Here is a 4,123-nt window from a genome sequence, read left to right as displayed (position 1 = left end):
ATGTGCGAACTCGATATTTTACACGACTCTCTTTACCAATTCTGCCCCGAATTACACTTAAAACGACTCAACAGCTTAACGTTGGCTTGCCACGCATTACTTGACTGTAAAACTCTCACTCTTACCGAACTTGGCCGTAACCTGCCAACCAAAGCGAGAACAAAACATAACATCAAACGAATCGACCGATTGTTAGGTAATCGTCACCTCCACAAAGAGCGACTCGCTGTATACCGTTGGCATGCTAGCTTTATCTGTTCGGGCAATACGATGCCCATTGTACTTGTTGACTGGTCTGATATTCGTGAGCAAAAACGACTTATGGTATTGCGAGCTTCAGTCGCACTACACGGTCGTTCTGTTACTCTTTATGAGAAAGCGTTCCCGCTTTCAGAGCAATGTTCAAAGAAAGCTCATGACCAATTTCTAGCCGACCTTGCGAGCATTCTACCGAGTAACACCACACCGCTCATTGTCAGTGATGCTGGCTTTAAAGTGCCATGGTATAAATCCGTTGAGAAGCTGGGTTGGTACTGGTTAAGTCGAGTAAGAGGAAAAGTACAATATGCAGACCTAGGAGCGGAAAACTGGAAACCTATCAGCAACTTACATGATATGTCATCTAGTCACTCAAAGACTTTAGGCTATAAGAGGCTGACTAAAAGCAATCCAATCTCATGCCAAATTCTATTGTATAAATCTCGCTCTAAAGGCCGAAAAAATCAGCGCTCGACACGGACTCATTGTCACCACCCGTCACCTAAAATCTACTCAGCGTCGGCAAAGGAGCCATGGGTTCTAGCAACTAACTTACCTGTTGAAATTCGAACACCCAAACAACTTGTTAATATCTATTCGAAGCGAATGCAGATTGAAGAAACCTTCCGAGACTTGAAAAGTCCTGCCTACGGACTAGGCCTACGCCATAGCCGAACGAGCAGCTCAGAGCGTTTTGATATCATGCTGCTAATCGCCCTGATGCTTCAACTAACATGTTGGCTTGCGGGCGTTCATGCTCAGAAACAAGGTTGGGACAAGCACTTCCAGGCTAACACAGTCAGAAATCGAAACGTACTCTCAACAGTTCGCTTAGGCATGGAAGTTTTGCGGCATTCTGGCTACACAATAACAAGGGAAGACTTACTCGTGGCTGCAACCCTACTAGCTCAAAATTTATTCACACATGGTTACGCTTTGGGGAAATTATGAGGGGATCTCTCAGTACAGAGTGTGGTATCGCACCAATGCCAGATCCAAGCTTAACTAACCCAAATATCGTGATAAAAGCACATAAAGATGCAAAACCTTCTGGTGATAAAACCGGCTCAGTTCAAAATGCGGCGGAGGTATAAACCATGCATGAACTTCCTCTTGTCTTTTTTACTGTTTTAGGCTCTAGCGCAGCAGGTCTGTTTCTGATCGCTTATATCAGTAAAAAGTTAGGTCAAATTGATGAACAACAACTGCGTAATGCCAATATTCTTGCTCTGATATTAATGCTTGTGGGCTTAGGTATTGGTGGATTACACGTAGGTCAGCCACTACGCTTTTTCAATATGTTATTAGGCGTAGGACGTTCTCCAATGAGTAACGAAGCTTTTCTAAGTGGTGTATTTACTGGTTTTGCTTTTGCAACAGTGGCACTCACTATTATGAAAAAATGGCGGGGATTACGTGAAATTTGTAATCTATTTACCGTTATTTTTGGTTTAGCTTTTGTTTGGTCAATTCCGCAAGTTTACCATATTCCAACAATTGCTAACTGGAATACAGATTACACCACGTTACAGTTTTGGATGACGCTATTAATTGGCGGTGGAGTACTTGCAATGGTCAGTGGTGCAAGACGTTTAGGGGCATTGTCCTTTATTATCGGTGCCATAATTACCTTTGCCGCACGCTCCGGTTATGTCAGTTTCCTAAGCTTTAATGGCCCAGAATTAAGTGCTGAGCAATCACTGTTTTGGGGTTTCCAATTAGCAGTATTAGCATTAGGTATTGTGGTTGTCGGGTTTAGTGCATTAAAAGCGCAAACCTCAAAAGTGACCTTAGCAACTTGTGCCGCAGCGGTCGTAATTGCTGAATTATCCGGTCGCATTGCCTTTTATAACTTATGGCATATAACCATGTAATATGGGTTTTCTGTGCGATGACGCTTTATCATTATTGATTTATCATCATAAGCATAGTCATCGGCAAGAAACGAAAAACAAAATGCATATCTTTTTAGATATGCATTTTTTCTTTTTAGAATGAGGAGCCGGGTTGTTGTAAAAACGCTAACTCTTCTGCTGTGGAAGTACGGCCTAAAATTTCATTACGATGAGGATAACGACCATATTTATCGATAATCTCTTTATGGCGTAATTCATATTGATACGTGTCGTCATCATTTAATTGTGAAAACAACGCAATGGCATCTTGATGGATTTTTTGTGATTCTGAATGCATAAATGGCATGATCAGAAATTTGCGTTTTACTGGTGTCAGGGTGAGATATTCGGGTAACCGAATGGCTTCTTGAGCAAGAATTAACGCCATATTATCTTGGGCGAAAGCCTTTGGTGTATCACGCCAAATATTACGTGAAAACTGGTCTAGAATAATAATTTCCCCTAACCGCCCTTCAATGCTCTCGCGCCAAGAGGCAAGCTCTGCGCGACTTGCGCTAATACATAGCTCACCAAATCTATCCTTAATTTCTTTATCAAAAGCGCTATCCTTTTGAAACCACTGTTTTGGGGTACATTCTTCAAACCAAAAGGTTAATACGGGTTGGTAAGGAACCATAGCGATAACCACCTTATATAAATTGATAAGAAATATCATCTCTAAAGTATACTGATTTTTAACCTATGAATAGTATGAAAAAGGTTACAGGGATCGAGCTTCTTTAAAAAACAAAAAAATAAATCCTCTTTAAAGGCAACAAGAGGATTTTAATCACGTCCTAGTTAACACTTAGCTCCTTTAAGTGTTACCCATCCATGAGCAAGTTATACTCTAAACAATGTTGTTAATGATCTATGTAACTTAGTAATCAATATAATAAGGATGTTGTTACTATAACCCCCTTTGGGATCGTTAATAGAATAGATAAAAGCCTAAAAGGGATAAAGCTTAAAAAATAGTGTTAGGGTATTAAAAAGACTTACAGTAGCAAAGGCTACGGCAAAACAAGAAAAGTTGTTATAAGCTTGTTGGATGTTACTTAAGTAAAATATGCGATCAATAATGAAATAAATGCTAAAAAAACACCAATTGCTAATGACATTTGTTGAAAATTTTTTCTTCTTAGTCTGTTTCTTTAACAAAATTAGCGTACAATTACTGCAATTTTTTTACTGAAGATCGACTATGTCTGTTATCGCAACTATTGGAATAGGCTACCTAATTGGGGCTGTACTCTCTTTTATTATCACCTTCTTTTTAACCAAAGATCCCAGCTTAGCTATGCGCCTGCTGAGTGCTTTTCTTATCGCAATAACATGGCCATTGAGTTTCCCAATGGCCATTATATTTTCTATTTTTGGTTGATTAAATTAAAATAAGATGGTTGATATAGAATATTTTTATTTAATCACTTTATTGAGAGGCTCTTAAAAATTAAGAACTATTCTAAAAACTGAAATGTATTTCACTCAATATATTAGTCTTTCACTAATCTATTAGCGTGTTTCTAGCCTAAACTATCAATGATTTTTTATAAAACAAAAAATAAGCTCAGCATCACCTTCATCAAGGTTTTCAATATAGCCACTTTCAACAAAGCCTAATTGAATAAATAAATTTTGCATGGGTACATTAGATTGATTGGTTGAAGTAAACAATTTTTCTGTCGCTATTTTTTGCTGAAAATAAGTAATTAGTTTTTTGCCATAACCTTTTCCCCTATGCTCTTTAGCTATCATCACTAATTCAATAAATTGCTGACCAAAAAAATGGCGATGGACAACACCATAACCAATAATTTCACTTTTCACCTCTAGCAGATAAACGGCCTGATTAGTTAACCATACGTCGATCTCATCAGTACGAGAAGGTTTTTGTTGAGCATAGGTATCAAGCTTAACAAGTATGGATAAATGTCGGTTGCTAGCGAGGGTAATTTTCATAGTATATT

The 4,123-nt window shown here is 38.5% G+C and carries 5 protein-coding genes and 1 pseudogene; 4 read left to right on the top strand and 2 right to left on the bottom strand.

Annotation, left to right across the window (positions count from 1 at the left end; all coding sequences use genetic code 11):
* The 3 genes and pseudogenes from AACU98_RS08595 (at position 1) to AACU98_RS08585 (ending at position 2,132) form a co-directional block, all read left to right on the top strand.
* Positions 1–1,209, top strand: coding sequence for an IS4-like element ISVsa5 family transposase (locus tag AACU98_RS08595; RefSeq protein WP_001339197.1), 1,209 nt, complete (start codon positions 1–3; stop codon positions 1,207–1,209).
* Positions 1,210–1,217: 8 nt separating this feature from the next.
* A pseudogene (locus tag AACU98_RS08590) lies at positions 1,218–1,352 on the top strand (DMSO/selenate family reductase complex B subunit); the annotation flags it as partial.
* Positions 1,353–1,355: 3 nt separating this feature from the next.
* The gene (locus AACU98_RS08585) at positions 1,356–2,132 is read left to right on the top strand and encodes a dimethyl sulfoxide reductase anchor subunit family protein (RefSeq protein ID WP_004243611.1); all 777 of its coding nucleotides are present in this window, start codon (positions 1,356–1,358) and stop codon (positions 2,130–2,132) included.
* 115 nt (positions 2,133–2,247) lie between these two features.
* Here the strand turns inward: AACU98_RS08585 and AACU98_RS08580 are convergent, their stop codons facing one another.
* Positions 2,248–2,790 carry a DUF924 family protein gene (locus tag AACU98_RS08580; RefSeq protein ID WP_004250729.1) on the bottom strand — a complete coding sequence of 181 codons (543 nt, stop codon included), beginning with the start codon at positions 2,788–2,790 and terminating at the stop codon, positions 2,248–2,250.
* Positions 2,791–3,357: 567 nt separating this feature from the next.
* Here AACU98_RS08580 and AACU98_RS08575 point away from each other — a divergent pair.
* Complete coding sequence (locus tag AACU98_RS08575) at positions 3,358–3,537, top strand: GhoT/OrtT family toxin (RefSeq protein WP_017628013.1); 180 nt, start codon at positions 3,358–3,360, stop codon at positions 3,535–3,537.
* A 155-nt stretch (positions 3,538–3,692) separates the two neighbouring features.
* Here AACU98_RS08575 and AACU98_RS08570 read toward each other — a convergent pair.
* Positions 3,693–4,123 (bottom strand): GNAT family N-acetyltransferase (locus tag AACU98_RS08570; protein WP_237612248.1); only part of this gene is annotated, 431 nt, incomplete at its 5' end.

Origin of the sequence: Proteus sp. G4380, assembly GCF_963885725.1 — a bacterium.
GTDB classification, from domain to species: domain Bacteria; phylum Pseudomonadota; class Gammaproteobacteria; order Enterobacterales; family Enterobacteriaceae; genus Proteus; species Proteus mirabilis.
The sequence above is the reverse complement of the archived record's forward strand: the minus strand, read 5'-3'. Positions and strand labels throughout refer to the sequence as shown.